General features: G+C 55.2%; 11 protein-coding genes. 3 read left to right on the top strand and 8 right to left on the bottom strand.

From position 1 onward, the window contains the following. Positions 1-87 precede the first annotated feature (87 nt). The 7 genes from QGH09_04100 to QGH09_04070 form a co-directional block, all read right to left on the bottom strand. Complete coding sequence (locus QGH09_04100) at positions 88-915, bottom strand: HD domain-containing protein (protein ID HJO17367.1); 828 nt, start codon at positions 913-915, stop codon at positions 88-90. A 363-nt stretch (positions 916-1,278) separates the two neighbouring features. Then, positions 1,279-2,418 carry a PQQ-binding-like beta-propeller repeat protein gene (locus QGH09_04095; GenBank protein HJO17366.1) on the bottom strand — a complete coding sequence of 380 codons (1,140 nt, stop codon included), beginning with the start codon at positions 2,416-2,418 and terminating at the stop codon, positions 1,279-1,281. Between the two features lie 52 nt (positions 2,419-2,470). Beyond that, a complete protein-coding gene (locus QGH09_04090; protein HJO17365.1) occupies positions 2,471-3,910 on the bottom strand; it encodes a PQQ-binding-like beta-propeller repeat protein in 1,440 nt (479 codons plus the stop codon). A 39-nt stretch (positions 3,911-3,949) separates the two neighbouring features. Continuing rightward, positions 3,950-6,148, bottom strand: coding sequence for a PQQ-binding-like beta-propeller repeat protein (locus QGH09_04085; protein HJO17364.1), 2,199 nt, complete (start codon positions 6,146-6,148; stop codon positions 3,950-3,952). Positions 6,149-6,357: 209 nt separating this feature from the next. Continuing rightward, entirely contained in the window at positions 6,358-7,203 is an 846-nt protein-coding gene (locus QGH09_04080; GenBank protein HJO17363.1) for a hypothetical protein, read from the bottom strand. After that, positions 7,181-9,520: a TonB-dependent receptor gene (locus tag QGH09_04075; protein HJO17362.1), complete on the bottom strand. Its 2,340-nt coding sequence runs from the start codon at positions 9,518-9,520 to the stop codon at positions 7,181-7,183. Before QGH09_04075 ends, QGH09_04080 begins: the two co-directional genes overlap by 23 nt. 29 nt (positions 9,521-9,549) lie before the next feature. Next, positions 9,550-10,392, bottom strand: a complete 843-nt coding sequence (locus QGH09_04070; GenBank protein HJO17361.1) for a cyclase family protein — start codon at positions 10,390-10,392, stop codon at positions 9,550-9,552. A gap of 79 nt (positions 10,393-10,471) precedes the next feature. Between QGH09_04070 and QGH09_04065 the strand changes: the two genes are divergently transcribed. From QGH09_04065 to QGH09_04055, 3 genes are all read left to right on the top strand, one after another. Beyond that, entirely contained in the window at positions 10,472-11,515 is a 1,044-nt protein-coding gene (locus tag QGH09_04065; GenBank protein HJO17360.1) for a D-cysteine desulfhydrase family protein, read from the top strand. Next, on the top strand, positions 11,512-11,643 hold the full coding sequence (locus QGH09_04060) for a hypothetical protein (protein ID HJO17359.1): 132 nt from the start codon (positions 11,512-11,514) through the stop codon (positions 11,641-11,643). The genes QGH09_04065 and QGH09_04060 overlap by 4 nt, the downstream gene beginning before the upstream one ends. A gap of 137 nt (positions 11,644-11,780) precedes the next feature. Beyond that, positions 11,781-12,806, top strand: a complete 1,026-nt coding sequence (locus QGH09_04055) for a hemolysin family protein (protein HJO17358.1) — start codon at positions 11,781-11,783, stop codon at positions 12,804-12,806. An 89-nt stretch (positions 12,807-12,895) separates the two neighbouring features. On the opposite strand, the gene QGH09_04050 is transcribed toward QGH09_04055, so the two are convergent. Then, positions 12,896-14,821, bottom strand: coding sequence for a DNA topoisomerase IV subunit B (locus QGH09_04050; GenBank protein HJO17357.1), 1,926 nt, complete (start codon positions 14,819-14,821; stop codon positions 12,896-12,898). Between the last annotated feature and the right edge of the window lie 15 nt (positions 14,822-14,836).

The following is a 14,836-nucleotide window of genomic DNA, read 5'->3' as shown; positions in this document are numbered from 1 at the left end:
TGCTCCGAGGATAGTTTTTCCTATATACCGTACAGAAAAAAGGCCGAGGCGTATGCCTCGGCCTTTTTTTTACTGTACGGACCCATTTTAAAGGGGTCGATTCGGATTAATAATCGTCCGCCACATGTGGGCCGACGGACTATTGTCATTGCCGAGACCTTCTTTTGGCTGTTTGAACTGACGTCCGATGATGTCAATGAACGGTTCAAGCGACACCGGCACGTTGGGGTCGAAGCCGTACTCGTCGTTCATCGTGACGAAACGTGCTTCCATGTACCACTTGTGGCCGCGAGCAAACTTGTATGCTTCTTTGATGTAGTCGTCTACTTCGTAATCGACGCCAAAGATCCGATTGTAGAACTCCGGATATTCGTAGCCGACCGCAGGGTCTGGGAAGAAACGGAGCGGCTGGTGGTAGCGGACGCCCCAACTAACCCGCTCGTCCACATACGGTTCAAACAACTGGCCACCCCACCAACCATGGTCAGACCGAACGAGTGCCTGCGCCACATCATGCAACAAGCACGCCATGACAGTCCGTTCGGGGTGACCTTCCTTGAGTGCGTGGGAAGCACTGCGGATGACATGCTGCGCCGGCGCGAAGCGATACTTATAGAAATCGACCAATGTTGGTTTCGCCGGCATCTCAGCCAGGGAAAAGCCATCACGGAACGCGCGGCCGGTCCCACGCGCCGGTGGGCCCTCTTGACCCTGCTGTCCGCCGCCGCCCGCCTGATACCACGACGGACGGATCGGCGATAACGCGGCGGTTTCACCGAACTCGTCGATATACCACTTGTCAAGCTCTGTCGAAGCAAAATGCTCAACAGCTTCCGCCCGGTTTTCGGGCGACATCAGTTCGACTGCAGCCACACCCCCTACGGATGCCATGAATTTTCTTCGATTAACTTCCATGATTCGCGATCCTCCAAAATGCGACTAGTCTCACTGGCTCAAATGCGTGTTTAGGTAGTTTTTTCGGCATTTTTTGCCTTCAGGAGTCTTCACGGTATGATCACCGTCATATGAACGCCGGCGGGAGACTCTACTACAACAATAGAGCTAATACCAGCTTAACCTGTCAACCAATTAGCATTCTCGGTGGAGGGCGGAGTCAGCTTTGTGCGTTCGGTTCTCCGGCAGAACCACGGCGAATGGTGCGCAGGTTTGCGACGTTTTCATCCGGAATTCCTTAGAAACCGGTTGCCCTGACGGCACCCTTGCCTGTACCAAGCACGTAGGTGGAAGTCAACGGACACCGGGGCGGATACCGAGTCCTCATCCGAAGCAGTAGATCAGTCCGTCTTCAGCGCCGACAACGATTCGGCCGCTAGCGATCGCCGGAGAGGTGCTCACGGATGATCCGATTTCGTATTCCCATTCGTGCGTGCCATCGGACAGGGCAAGGCCGTAGAGTCGCCCGTCATTGGAGCCAACATAAACGCGATCACCAGCGATTGCTGGTGACGAATCAATTCGACCGCGTGTGGTGAAGACCCATTGGGATTTACCGGTCTCAGCGTCGAGTGCGTGCACCATCCGGTCGCGTCCTCCGAGCACAACGAGTCCGTTGTGAAAGGCTGGGGACGAGTAGAAGGGGAAGTGACGAGTGGGATGTTCGTAACGCCATCGAATCACCCCTTGGTCGAGGTCGAGAGCTAACACCTCATTGGCAAAAGTGCCGTAAAACGCGGTCGTGCCTATGATTGTGGGAGAAGCAGCGGTGTAGGCGCCGGAGGAGACTGCGAAGATTTCCTCACCGTCGCTCACCCGCACACCTCGGAATTCTTCGTCGCATCCACCGAAATATGCGATGCCGTTGACGACTGCCGGCGTGGCGTGGACGTAACTGCTGGTTTCAAACTTCCAGATCGGGTTACCACTGTCTGCCGAGAGGCCATATAGATGGCTGTCGTATGATCCGATGAGGACGATGCCGTTGACGAGGACGGGTGAGGATTTGATCTCGGCCTCTGTCTCGAAGGTCCAGCGAGCCTTACCGGTGTTGATGTCAACGGCGTGCAGCACTCCAGAGAGATCTCCAATGTAGACGGTGCCGTTTACCACGGCTGGAGATGATTCACCGATGCCCCATTCTGACGCATGGTAGCGCCAGCGGGGTGAGCCATCACTAAGATTGAGAGCTATGAGGTCACCGGCGTAGGTGCCCACGTAGACGACACCATTAGCGATTGCTGCTGATGAGTCCACCATTTCACCCGTATCAAAGGTCCACAGCAGTTGAGGGTCATCAGGCACTGGTGATGTCGAAACCCCATCCAGTGATAGGTCACCTCGGAACTGTGGCCAATCAACAGTCGATCGCGGTTCGTTTGGCAAGGGCTGACTGTCCGCACCCGACGCCCCGTCGGCAGCACTAGCCATGATCAAAGCTAGGACCATAATTACCGCACGCATTGAAATTGTCCTTGGCAGCTTTCTCTTTGAACGTCGCTGCATGTACTTCGTCTCAGTTTTCGACGAGAGCGAACAGTTGATTACGGGAGCCTAGAAAGAGTACGCCGTTGGCTGGCACCGGAGTACTGTAAACGGCACTGCCGAGGTAATTCTCGGCAATAACCTCAAGTTCCTTGCCGGTTTTCAGCACGACAACGTCCCCGTCTTCATCACCTAGATAGACGCGGCCATCGACTACGAGAGGTGAGCCCCAGATGGCGGCGAACGTGTCGTAAACCCAGTAAACTTCTCCGGTTTTCGCATCCAGGCAGTGGAGGAAGCCACTGAAGTCCGGTTGGTAGATCAGCCCATCGTAGATTGCTGCAGTCGACACTGTCCGGCGAATGTCCGTGTAGTACCAGACACGACCCAGCTCAGTGATATCCCCACGCTGCGTAGCGTCGATCGCATACATATTACCGATTCCCTCGCCATGTTCCGGGTCCTGTCCGTTGGCGATATAAACGAGATCGTTGTAAACAACTGCCGTGGCGATGAGCTCATTACGTGTTCGTGGCCAGACAGAGTCCTTCGGGTTCGTGTCAAATTCCCAAAGCTTCTCGCCCGATGTTACCTCGTAGCCGCGTATCCAACCGTCACCCTGCCCCATGATTACTTGGTCGACGCCGCCAATTGTCCCAACCGTTGGCGATGCCCACTGGCCGTGGAGAATGCGGTCATCCACGGAGTTGTCCTCCCAAATCAATTCGCCGGTCGTTTTATTCAAAGCGATAATTGCCGGCGCCATGGGTGACTGGATGTTCACATGGCTTTCATCCTGACCGTTTGAGGTGCTTACAAAAATTAAATCACCGTAGACGACGGGCGACGAGTTGGACATGTTGTGGGGAAATGCGCCAACTTCCTCGAGCATATCGAACCGCCAAATAACATCGGCATCAATCTCGCTCGAATAGGGTTCGTCTGTTACCCATCCGTCATTTTCGCCGTCTCGAAAACCTTCGATATCGAGTGCCAATACTTCGCCTCGATTCGAGACGTAATAAACCACACCATTTTCGACCAGTGGGGACGAACACACGCCTTGATAGGGCCAGTCGTGCACCCGGCCCGCGGCTAGCTTCGCGTTGGCATGTTGCCAAAGCAATTCGCCATTTTCCTCACGAAAGGCCATAAGAACGCCCATGTCACCTTGCTGCCGTAGGTCCTTAACTGCTTCGTTGTTTGTGCCTACCAGCACGACTCCTTCGGCGACGACTGGATTGCCATAAGTCTGCGAACCAAGTTCAGCTACCCACTTAATGTTGTGTCCGGTGGCTATATCCCAGTCGCTGGGGAGACCGACCATGTTTGAAATCATGTTTCGGTCAGGTGTCCCGCCCCACATCGGCCAGTCACTCTGTTGTGACGATGACTCCTGCGCCACAACGAAAATGTTGAGTAGACCAACGAACGCACCAACGGCGCCGAACCAAGGCAATCGTCGTCGCATCACTACCAACTCCTACTCCAAATACCCGGTGCTTGATTACTAGTTTTCATACACTCGGATGTTGTCGAAAAAGATCTCGAAGGGCGCATTTGCGTAAATACCGGGACTACCTTGTTGATGCGGATTTTCATCGACCATCTGCAGGGTCCAGTCGTCTGGCTCCGCATCGGCACGTGGCCACACCTTACCGCGTGCGTGGACACGACCATCGTCAAGATTCTCGACGCTGAGCTTTAGGCGGTACCATGTATCCGGTTCCCAAGCAAAAGGGGTTGTAACGGTACGCACGGTCTCGGGTTGCCAGGTCTGGAGTTCCAGCCGCTGATGGTTGCCCATCAGGACCAGTGTATGCCTCTGAGCATTGACCCCAGCGTCACCCATCTGGCGCCGGCTCTGGATTGCTGAGATGTCCGCTTCGACTGTGTAGTCGGAGAGTTGGGCAGCGCCGTTATACACCCGCGCGCGACGAGTGAACGGGTTATCTGATTTCTTAACCAAAACGCGACTACCATCCACGTCTCGGACTTCAAATTTTCCGGCTGACGCAATCCAGAACGCTGGCGAACTGCCTGGCGCATCTCCTTCGAAATCGTATGTATTGGGGAGGGCTGGGATCACCCGTAGCCGCGCACCTCCGGTGACGTTATTGACCGTTGCTGTTACCGACCCAGCTTGGCCACCCGTAGTGGGTTCGGCAAGGAACTCGCCATTGGCCGTGACCCGTCCGTCAAGCCCATCAAGTGCCCAGGTCACCTCGCTTTGGGGCAACAACTGTCCCCGTGCATCGAATAGGTCGACTCGAAGCGACACCAGCTGTCCAGGCTCAACAACCAGTTCAGTCGGTGAAACACGGACATGGGCTACTGGGTCGGTTGACGTTGGGAGCGAAGCCGGTGTCGGTAGGCGGCGCTCGACACGTGGCACCTTGGGGCCGATCGCGTATAGAGCTCGGTCTGTGACGACATAAACACGTCCATTCGCGATAGCGGGTGACCCCAACAATTCTTCGGGTTCAGTCACAGTGCCTAGTTGGACTTCCGACAGGATCTCGGCTCCATCTCGACTTGGCTCAAGGACGAAAAAGCGTCCTGTCACCGACCCGACGTACAGCTTACCGTCTGCCAAAACCGGTGATGCACGTTGAATCGTGCCGATGTTTAATTCCCATAGCTTGCTTCCCGACGAGGTATCGAAGGCTGCCAGGTTTGCGCTGTTGTCTACTTGGTAGATCCGATCACCGTCGATGACGGGTGAGGAGTAACTGCTGAGAACGCCGGTTACCTGCCAAGCAACGGCGTCTGAACCGAGGGCGCCGGTTATTGTGGCGTCGATCGCCGCAAGTAATCCCATCTCACTGGTATCGAGATTTTCCTCCCCGTGGCTGACGAAAGCTCGGTCACCCGCGATCACGACACCAGTATTAATACCGCGTTTACTCATCGAAAAATTCCACACTGGTTGACCCGTTTGCGGTTGGAGTGCGTGGACGGTGCCGTCGCCACCGCCAGCGATGAGGAGTCGGGTTCCGCCGACTTCGCTAATAATCGGAGTTGAATAAGTTGTGTCAAAGGCGCGGCCGCCCGGTGTGCTTACCCAGATAGTCTCGCCGGTGTCCTTGTGAAAAGCCATGAAGCGGTGACGTCCAATTGCTTGGTTGCCCCATCCCGAGGACAGCCCACTGATGATCACTAGGTCGCCGTCGAGAACTGGGGACACGGTGCGCCCACCGTGGGTGGTAATGAGACCAAACTCTTCGTTCAACGATCGCTCCCAGCGTAGTTCCCCATGAGCAGTAAGGGATAGCAAGCTCCCCCCAGCACCGAAAACGTAGAGGTGTCCAGTAACGACATCGCTAACTGGCGATGCCCAACCCACCCGGTGAGGCGGCACGTCGCTCAAATACACATTAAACCGGTGCTGCCAGAGGAGTGCTCCGTTACTCACGTCGAACGCCATTAGTCGTTCTTGGAGGTTTTCACCCTCACCGACGGCGTTTTGGATGTACACGTGTCCGTTGTTAACGATCGGGCCGGAGCGTCCACCATAGGGCACTCTCCAAGCTAAGTTTTCACCGTCTGGTGACCAGGTTGCGATCAGACCAGTTTCGAGGGAGGTGCCGTCACGATTTGGCCCTCGCCAATCGGGCCAGTCGTTCGCCGTTGCAGGCACGACAGAAAAAGCCGTCAAGCTAACCCAGAGAGCAACGCGATTGAGGTGACGAGGACTAAGTTTTGTCATTTCGTTCAAGGAGTCCGAATGACAGCCAACCTGACCTTAGTATGCACATGTTTTGTCCGTCAAGGTGAAGAATGCTTGACCATTTGAGTCGGCAGACTGACGATTCTGATTCGCTGTCCTCTTAGGAATCGTTGGGCAATGACTGCGAGTGGTGACCGCGCCTTACCCAACGTTTGGCGGGAGAACTCCACCTCTGTTGTTTCTTGTGCTTAATAGATCAATTTCAGTCCGAGTTGTAAACGCCTGGCAGAACCGGCTGAAAGGATACGTCCAAAAGTTGGTGAACCAAGAAATGCATCGGGCAGTCCAAGGGTTACTCGGTTTAGGACGTTGAACGCCTCGAGCCGAATCTGTACATCTAGGTCTTTGTTGAGAGACGCCTGCTTGAGCAGTGCTAAGTTGAGATTTTGGAATCCCGGTCCATCGAGGATATTACGACCTGCATTCCCAAAGCTGCCGTACGGAGGGAGACTAAATGATGTGGTGTTAAACCAAGCAGTGGCCGATGGGTTCGGACGGACTGGGTCTCCGGCAAGATTCGGTCGGTCGTTCATCCCGAACCCGAGTGCGGCGCGGCCTGTGTTGCTGTTGTCAACTTCGGGAAGGAGCGCCACGGTGAATGGTGAGCCGCTTTGTGCCGTGAAGATACCGGCGACCGTCCAGTTTCCGAAGATATGAGAGGCCAGGCCATCGATAACGAACCGCTGGTCTAGGCCGAACGGCAGGGCGTAGGAGAAACTCATCGAGAAACGATGTCTGATGTCGAAACTCGAGCGCCCACTCTCGACTTTCGGATTATTACTGTCCTGTGGAAAATTGGGGTCGCCTGCACTCGTAAATAAATCCGAGGCATCGTCGGTCCCTTTACCGAGGGTGTAGGCGGCATGCATCGTAAGACCGTTGAGCATTCGCTGCTGAGCCTTTAGCTGCAAAGCGTTGTAACGCGATGTGGCGGTTGACTCTAATGTAACAATGTCGCCGAACTGCGGATTTGGCCGCAGGTTGTAGGGTTGTGGGCTCGGCGCGGCCTGATTAATGTCTCGCGCGGTGAGCAAATTGTGCCCCTTTGAGCCGACGTAATTCACCTCCACCGACCGTCGATTGCCGAACTGGTGCTGGAAGGCTCCACTGCTGTAGCCATGGAGTCTTTAGGTTGCGATCGAATGCTAACGCTGACGGAGGCGTCGCTATCGGAAACTGAGTCGGAAATGGGTTAGCTAGTGTCAGCGGAGCCCCCGGTAACGGATACCACAAGTTGAAATCGAAGAACGGGGGATTAAAATACAGCCCCTCGCCAGGTGCTAAGGCCGTTCGATTGTGGTAAATCCCATATCCACCGCGAACCACAGTGTTGTTGCTCATACCGGGCGTCCACGCGAGCCCGAAGCGCGGGGCGATGTTGTTGTAGTCGGTTGCATAGCCACCACGAGGGATACCCTTGGTGCCCACTCGGACGACCGCCTGTGATACAGGATCAAAAACGTTTGCACGATCATTGGTGTCGACAGGGGGTGAAGTGACTTCGTACCGAACACCGGCGGACACCGTAAGGCTAGAGTTGAGCCTAATCTCGTCCTGGAAGAATGCGTTAAAGCTCTCAGTGCGTAGCTGCTGGCGGTTGTCAAGTGTGGCGCCCCCTGTCATGAGGGGTAGACCAAGCAGGAGATCGGCGAGCGCGTTACCTGTGAAGTACGGTTGGCTGGTGAATGTTAGAAAACCTCGCGACTGGACATCACGGAATGCCTTCTGGCGGGTGAAGTGTGCATCAAAACCGGCTTTCAGTAGATGACGTCCACGAACGAAGCTAAGCGAGTTCAATACTTGTAAAAGGTTGGTCTCGCTATGCTGCGGATTATTGAACTCGTCGCCGATGGGTGAGTAGCCGGTGACTTTAATAAAGCTAAGGCCGAAATCCCGAGGATTAGTCGACATTTCTGGCAGTCCTACAGTGCTGTTAAGGCTGTTACCGAAATTCTGGTGAAATACGCCAGTAGACACCCGACTGAACGCTATCCGCAGGTCGTTCACAACGGCCGGCGAGATGACTTGGGTCTGACTGACCATGAGATTCTGAGCTCGGCGTTCAATGTTTGACCCAAAACCCGGTACCTCGGCGAAACCTGTCCCCGAGAACGGTTCAAATAACCGCCGATCTCCGAAGCTATAGCGCGCTGTCAGTCCGGACCCAGGGCCGAGCGTGTGATCGATTCGGGCATCAAAGCGATCGTTACGGTCACGCTGGTTAGGCGACGCGATGTAGTTTTCGAAGGGAACATTACGATTCGGGAGCGGGTAGAGGTTGGCGATTGCTTTGCCAATTGGATTCAAGAACGGTGCCGGAATGACGTCGCCTGGAAAACGCTGGCCGGTGAACGGGTTGGTTGGTGGTGTAAGCAGGCTGGCTGACAAATCACCTTGCCGCTCGGCGAGCGTCGGCACATTTGCGATCTTGGTGACCCCCTCTTTGAGTCGCAGGCCTTCGTAATCGGTGAAAAAGAATGTCCGGTTCTCAATCAATGGTCCACCGAGTGACATGCCGAACTGATTCCGTCGGTAGTCTGGTGCCGGGCCGTCGGTTGGTGCGAACGCATTCCTAGCATTTAGCGCTTCTGTGCGGAAGAACTCGTAGGCCGTACCACTAAACTGATTGGCACCAGTCTTTGTCGTCACGTTGACTTGGGCGCCGGCATGACGGCCAAAAGACGCATCGTACGTGCTGGTCAGGATACGAAATTCCTTGATCGCGTCGATTGTCGGTCGCACGGCCGGGGTGTTCAGTTTAGGGTCGACGTTGTAAGCACCATCGAGTAGGAACGCATTTGCATTTTCGCGCGCGCCGTTGACGCTCATGGCGAAGTCACCACGAACCGAGGCTGCCGACCCTTGTGGAGACGGCGAGGTTCCCGCTGCGAGCAACGCGAGTTCGAGGAAATTCCGTCCGTCGAGGGGTAACTGGACAATCTGCTGGTTATCAATAACCGTCGTTAATGCAGAGGAATCTAGCTCAATCGGTGTATCGGGTGCGGTTACGATCACCTGCTCTGTAACCACACCGAGCTCAAGTTGAGCATCTAGACGAAGTCGCTGACTGACTTGGAGCACCACTCGACTAACGTGGGTCTTATATCCGTCCCGTCCGATTGAGATTCTGAATTCGCCGGGCGGCAGCTGCGAAAAAACGAAGGCACTCTCGCCACTGGTAGTTATGACACGACGTATGTTGGTCGAGGTGTTTACGACCTCCACTGTGGCCCCAGCAATACGGGCATCAGTCGAGTCGGTTACCGTGCCACGGATGGATCCTAGATGGGTTTGGGTCAGGCCGGTCACCACCGCCAGTGCGATTATCGCGAAAACCGCTACGGTCCGCATTTCAATGTCCGCTCCTATCGCCGACCAGCTTAATTCACTGCGAAAACCCTCGCTGGACCACCCGACCCGCGCTCATGCTTTGGCGCACCCACGATAATGGTTGCACCCGCTGCCGGAACAGTGTCGAGGTTTGCGATTAGTTCAACGCCGTATTTTCCAGCAGGCAAGAATGTTCGGTGGGCTGGGTAGCCTTCAGCGTTACCGGTATCGAGGCTGAATGTATCAACACCTACACCGACGATGTCCCGTTCTTCACAAAGGAACGAAGCCGTTTCTCCACTGAAGCCGGGATAGTGTGTTACTCCTGCTTCGTCTGCGTTCGTGAACGCTTCGGCGTCGCTGATTCGGTCTCCCCACCCTGACAGCATCGCTACAAACGCTTTTTCGGGCAGGCGGCCGTGTTCCTGCTCCCAAGACAGAATGTCATCGATAGTCACAACCGTGTCAGGATTACTGCTGGCCCGTGCAGCAATTGACAGGACCACCAGCGGTGCGAAGAAGCGCTCGGCTGGTAATTGATCCGTGGTTAAACCACCTTCAGCAAAGTGCATAGGAGCATCGATATGTGTGCCGGTGTGCTCACCGAAAACCAGGTCGTTGTTGTAAACGCCGTTTTCCTCAAGACTCGCAGTCTGGCGCATCTGTGGTTTTGTAAGTGACGGGTAAACTGGGATCGACATTGTGAGCACATGTGTCAGGTCGAAGATCTGGTCGAATTTCCCCGATTGCGGCTCAGGACTTACCGCGGTTGATGTTTCAACTGGAGCGGTTCCCCCACACGCCGCGCCAAGGGTGACCGTCCCAATGGTGCCCAGCAGTTCCCGTCGCGACACTGTTCGACGAACTGTCTCAATGACATGTGGTGCACACATGAGCCCCCCTCACTAATAACCTTAGTATTACCCTCGAACCCTAAGTGTAGTCCCTTCTGTGTCTATAATTCCAAGGCCCATGACCGTCACCAAGTCCATCCAGCAAGTATTGGCCAAATACCCCCGGAATGAGTTAATCAGAACGCCGACGCCCTTAGTTCATCTGAAACACCTGAGTGAGCGTTTGGATGTTGATCTATTTATTAAGCGAGATGATCTTACTGACCTAGCCTTGGGCGGGGACAAGCCACGCAAGCTGGAATACGAGACGGCCAAGGCGAACTCCCAGGGTGCAACCGTATTGGTTACCTGCGGTAGCGCGCAGAGTAATCATGCACGCCTGACGACTGCTGCTGCTAGGAAGTTAGGACTTAAGAGCGCGCTCGTCCTAAGTAGTGACGAATTGAAAGCGTTTCAGTCCAATCTCCTGACGGTTTACCTAATGGGTGCGGAGGTTCGATTTGTCGAGACTAGGGACCACTGGGACTTGGAATCACACGCCTTGGCATTTTGCGAAGAGTTGCGGTTGAAGGGAGAGCGGCCCTACTACATCCCGGTCAGCGGAACGACGCCGACGAGTTGTCTGGGATATGTTCGCGCGGGACTGGAGTTGGTTGACCAGTTCGAGTTACAGGACATTAGGCCCGATGCGGTTTACATTCCATTCGGCACTGGGGGCATCTTCACCTCGACCTTACTGGCACTTCGTGAGTGCGGCGTTGAGTGTCCTCTCATCGGCATCAGCGTGAACGCGTCTCAACAAAAGTGCGAGGAAAATTTGGTGAAATGGTGGGCTGGAATCTGTCGACTACTCGATGTCGATCCAGACCGTTCTCGTGAGGGCTACGAAATCCACGACGGCTACATTGGGCAGGAGTACGGTGACGCCACCGAAGGTTGTCTCGATGGCCTTATGCTAATGGCTGAGACGGAGGGAATCTTACTCGACCCAGTCTACTCAGCTAAGGTTTTCTCAGGGTTGCTCGCCCACCACGCCGCTGGTCGCTGGCCGTCCGGCACCCGGCTAGTCTTCATCCACTCTGGAGGCACGCCGGCTCTCTTCGCGTACCACGACAAGATCAAGCAACACCTTATTAAGCGTGGGCGAATAATCGACGCATGAGTCGGATTGCCGCATTTGCTGTTGTCTTCGGCGTGCTCGCTCAATCGTTGACTGCCAGCCATTTAGCAAACGAAGCGTCGGTCAACGAGACCGTGCAGCCTCAGACCTTTGACCTCTGTAGCAGTTAAGGTCGTTTTCGTTCAGAGAGAGTGTCCCCTCAAGTGCAAGGGCTGCGCTATGATGGTGGAGTTGTAAGACCCTTCTTACCGCATTTAATACCTTTAACTACCCGCATCGCAACCAGGGCGGGTGAGGCAAAGAAGCTATGGTGGAAATCGCCATTATCACGTTGTGTTTACTGTTGAATGCCTTGCTTTCTGCGACAGAGACTGCGTTTGTGTCGGTCGGTCGTCCTGAGCTTCGTGCCATGGCGCACGCTGGGTATCCCGGGGCTTCTGGTCTCCTGGCGCTTCGTGAGCGCCCCGAACGGACACTCTCGGTCGTTCAGCTCGGGATCACGATGGTAGGGCTAATCTCGGGTGCTGTTGGAGGCGCCGGCGCGAGCGAGACTCTAAGCCCGGTGTTTGAGCGTGAGTTTGGACTAAGTAACGCATGGGCAGATTTCATCGCAATCACGATTGTCGTGGTGCCCCTTACATATCTGACGGTCGTCGTGGGTGAGATTGCGCCCAAGGCCCTAGCGTTGCGCAGTCCCCACCGGATTGGCTTGAGCGGTGCATTCTGGTTGACGACTCTCGACCGCCTTCTATCACCAGCTGTGACAACACTGGAATGGTCCACTAAGGTCGTCATGCGCTTGTTTGGGGTTGCCCGGAATGCAGCTAGGACTGACGCTGAACGAGACGCAGAACAGTTATCGGATGCACATGAGCGCTACATCCTTAACCTCGTGAATATTGAAACCAAGAGTGTCGGTGATATTGCACTTCCGTGGGAGAGCGTTACTTCTGTGGCTCTGTCGCAGTCTGCTGATGAGGTGATGTCGGTGGTTGTCAAATCTGGCCACACGCGACTACCGGTCTGTGAGGCGGACGGCCTCGTAAGGGGCCTGCTCCACACGAAGGAATTTATGGCGTTCAGGTTGGCGGGGGAGCATCAGTGGCACTCGCTTGTCCGTCCGGTACTTTCTGCGCGTCGAAATGATCCCTTGCTAAGAGTACTTCGCGTGATGCAGGAACGCCGGAGCCATTTGGCCATGGTGTATCAACATGATGAGTCCCCGCTCGGTGTTGTAACACTCGAAGACATCATTGAAGAAGTTTTTGGTGATGTGTTCGACGAGGACGATGATCAGATGCTCAGTCGGCTGCTAATCCGCGCGCGGCCATAGTGCACGCCGCGGAGACTCCCGATTCAGTTGACCAGAACTAACTAGGCCGACTCTCGTCTAGTTGCATGTGGGCAGTGGTCTCGAGCCGATCAGATATCAAGGTGGTCAGCCTCGTCGGCGCGCTCCGTAATGAAACGGTAACGTGCTGAGGCATCTTTACCCATTAGGTTATTGATCACCCGGTCCGTGATGATGTGGTCAGTGATGTTGACCTTAAGGAGCCGCCGGGTTTTTGGATTCATAGTTGTTTCCCAGAGCACCTTGGGCATCATTTCGCCCAAGCCTTTGAACCTCGTAATTTCCGGCGTGGCTTTTCCAGGACCCGGCTTGCCGTGTTTGGTGATGACCGCGTCACGCTGGGCTGTGTCGAGTGCCCAGTGAGTTTCCTTGCCGATGTCGATCCGGTAAAGCGGTGGTTGCGCGAGAAACACCTTGCCGTTCGAAATGAGCTGCGGAAGATGACGGTAGATGAATGTCAGTAGTAGCGTTGCGATGTGATTCCCGTCCGAGTCAGCGTCGGCCAACAGGATGAGCCGTTCGTAACGCAGTCGCGACAAATCGAAGTTTTTTCCAAGGCCACAGCCGAGTGCGGTCACCAAATCAGAGAGCTCCTTGTTTTCCAAAACTTTTGCGATCGTGGCACTCTCGACATTCAGGACCTTACCGCGTAGCGGTAAAATGGCCTGACGGGTCCGATCGCGACCCTGCTTAGCCGATCCCCCTGCTGAGTCACCCTCCACGATGAAGAGCTCGCTATCGGTCGCGCCTGACCGAGTACAATCACTGAGTTTCCCGGGTAGATTTAATCGATTCGACGTAGCGCTCTTACGGGAAACTTGCTCCTGAGCCGCACGGCTTGCCTCTCTGGCGCGCGCTGCGAGAATGACCCGCGCGACGATTGCCTCAGCGACGGAACTGTTGTGGTTCAGCCAGTGCTCGAGTACCGGACGTACTGTCGAGTCGACGACGGCTGTCAGCTCGGGGTTGTTAAGCCGGTCCTTGGTTTGGCCTTGGAACTGCGGGTTACCCATGAATACGCTGAGGATGCCGATTAGCCCTTCGCGTAAGTCTTCCGCAGTAATCGTGACTCCCTTAGGTGACAGTTGGTGGGTATCTATGAAGTTGCGTACCGCCTTACCGAGTCCCGCACGGAAGCCGTTCTCGTGGGTCCCACCCGAGCCAGTTGGGATCCCGTTGACATAGCTCCGTAGGTTCTCCTCGGTTGATTCCGTCCAGTGTAAGACGAGGCCGATACGGATCCCGCTGCCGTTTGCATCCTTGAGCATCGCGAATGGGGCCTCATGGACCACTTTGGCCGACCGTTCCGAAACAAGGCCCCGCAGGTACTCGACTAGGCCGTCGTTGTGCTGATGGACGACCTTGGTCTTATTGGTCTCGTCCTCGAAAGTAATTTTTAGGCCCTGATGGAGGTAACTGATAATTTCCAGACGCTCGCCTAGAAGAGCAGGATCGAACTGGACCTTAGGGAAAATGGTGGGGTCGGGTCTGAACAAGACAGTGGTACCCGTACCGCGGGAGGTGCCGATTTTCTTGACCGGTCCTGTCGGTTTACCTCGTTTGAAGCGCTGCTGCCATTGATGGCCGTCGCGCTTGGACGTTGCCACGAATTCCTTTGACAACGCGTTCACAACGCTTGCACCGACGCCGTGCAGGCCACCTGCTGTCTTGTAGGTTTCCTGTTCGAATTTCCCACCGGCGTGCAGGGTAGTGAAAATGACCTCCATGGCACTTTTCTTCGTCTTGGCGTGTCTGTCCACCGGGATACCGCGGCCGTCGTCATTCACTGTCACGGAGGCGCCGTCGGCGTGTAAAGTCAGTGCGATCGATGACGCGTGACCATTCATCGCTTCGTCGACTGCGTTGTCGACGATTTCCCAGACGAGATGGTGGAGACCAGGGGAACCCACCCCGCCGATGTACATGCCCGGTCGCTTTCGAACGGGTTCAAGTCCCTCGAGAACTGTGATGTTTTTCGCTGTATAGCTGCGTGCCATAAATGTGCCTATTAG

Source organism: Vicinamibacterales bacterium (genome assembly GCA_036012125.1).
GTDB lineage: Bacteria > Acidobacteriota > Vicinamibacteria > Vicinamibacterales > UBA823 > UBA11600.
Note: the sequence above shows the minus strand (reverse complement) of the source record. Positions and strands in the feature narration are given on the sequence as shown.

Excerpts from the sequence above, each read along its gene's own strand:
- QGH09_04100 (HJO17367.1), bottom strand. The coding sequence starts at position 915 with ATGGAAGTTAATCGAAGAAAATTCATGGCATCCGTAGGGGGTGTGGCT.
- QGH09_04095 (HJO17366.1), bottom strand. The coding sequence starts at position 2,418 with ATGCGTGCGGTAATTATGGTCCTAGCTTTGATCATGGCTAGTGCTGCC.
- QGH09_04090 (HJO17365.1), bottom strand. The coding sequence starts at position 3,910 with ATGCGACGACGATTGCCTTGGTTCGGCGCCGTTGGTGCGTTCGTTGGT.
- QGH09_04085 (HJO17364.1), bottom strand. The coding sequence starts at position 6,148 with ATGACAAAACTTAGTCCTCGTCACCTCAATCGCGTTGCTCTCTGGGTT.
- QGH09_04075 (HJO17362.1), bottom strand. The coding sequence starts at position 9,520 with ATGCGGACCGTAGCGGTTTTCGCGATAATCGCACTGGCGGTGGTGACC.
- QGH09_04070 (HJO17361.1), bottom strand. The coding sequence starts at position 10,392 with ATGTGTGCACCACATGTCATTGAGACAGTTCGTCGAACAGTGTCGCGA.
- QGH09_04065 (HJO17360.1), top strand. The coding sequence starts at position 10,472 with ATGACCGTCACCAAGTCCATCCAGCAAGTATTGGCCAAATACCCCCGG.
- QGH09_04060 (HJO17359.1), top strand. The coding sequence starts at position 11,512 with ATGAGTCGGATTGCCGCATTTGCTGTTGTCTTCGGCGTGCTCGCTCAA.
- QGH09_04055 (HJO17358.1), top strand. The coding sequence starts at position 11,781 with ATGGTGGAAATCGCCATTATCACGTTGTGTTTACTGTTGAATGCCTTG.
- QGH09_04050 (HJO17357.1), bottom strand. The coding sequence starts at position 14,821 with ATGGCACGCAGCTATACAGCGAAAAACATCACAGTTCTCGAGGGACTT.